Source organism: Mesorhizobium sp. M2E.F.Ca.ET.209.01.1.1 (assembly GCF_004010375.2).
Lineage (GTDB): Bacteria > Pseudomonadota > Alphaproteobacteria > Rhizobiales > Rhizobiaceae > Mesorhizobium.
In genome coordinates, this window is sequence record NZ_SADP02000058.1 from 1 (window position 1) to 1095 (window position 1095).

Below are 1095 nucleotides of genomic sequence, written 5' to 3' on the forward strand. Positions count from 1 at the left end.
CTAAAATGAGCAACGAAATTGTACGCCGTGTCGCCGCAGGCAGTGCACTTGCTGGATAGCTGCTAACGAATTCGGCGAGTTCAGATATGGCTCGCACTGAGGTATACTCCAATATATCCGCTTCTTTGGCGATAAAATGCCTGCCAAAATGGAGGCTGACGTTGTGCAGGGGGACGGCTATTAGCGCCGCAGCCGGTTAACGCCTCAAGGAATTTTTTGCGTCTGAGGCAGCACGCGCGTGCTGGTGGCGCACGTCATGCAGGTTCTCTTGCAATCGAACTGCAGGCTCTTGCGAAGTTATCGATCAAATTGCGACAGGCGGGCTCACTGTCGTACATCCACTCAGGGTGCCACTGTACGCCGACCATGAATGGCCGGCCGGGTGCCTCGATCGCCTCGACGACACCATCGTCAGCTCGCGCCGAAACGACGAATTCAGGAGCCAACTGTTTAATGGCCTGGTGGTGATAGCTGTTTACTCGGAAAGACGATGATTGCGCTCCACAGAGCCGCCACAGCTGCGTGTCGCGTTCCAACTGAACCTCGTGAACCGTCTTATCCAACGGGGTGCCATCGCGATGATCGATTACGTTTTGTAGTTCATCTAAGGTATGAGGATAGATCGTACCCCCGCCTACAACATTCAAAATCTGCATCCCTCGGCAGATGCCGAGAACGGGCATGGGCCGATCGAACGCTGAACGGGCGAGCGCGAATTCGAAGTCGTCGCGCTCGGGGATCATCCGTTGAACAGCGGGGTGCGGAGGCGCGCCGTAAAGTTCGGTTGGAAAATCGCCACCTCCAGTAAGAACGAGCCCAGAAACGAGGTCTAATAACGCGCTCACGTCATCTTCTTTGACATACGGCAAGATGATTGGAAGCGCACCGGCTTTTTCGATTGCGCTTACATAGTGGACGAGACAGAAGTAACCATCCTTTTCCACGTCGAAATTGCTGACGATCCCTATGACTGGTCGCATGTGCTTTGCCATCTTGAATGGAGTGCTTATATACGCGAGAAGAGCTTGCGCTCCATGGTGGTCAGGCGTTCCGGGCCTTTTTCCGTCACCAGCACCGTCTCGCTGAAGCCCATCC

1 protein-coding gene is annotated in these 1095 nt (G+C 54.7%); it reads right to left on the bottom strand.

Annotated elements, in window-relative coordinates; all coding sequences use genetic code 11:
- Window positions 1-254: 254 nt before the first annotated feature.
- On the bottom strand, window positions 255-1095 hold an 841-nt coding region (locus tag EN852_RS34520), incomplete at its 5' end, for a gamma-glutamyl-gamma-aminobutyrate hydrolase family protein (RefSeq protein ID WP_210213425.1).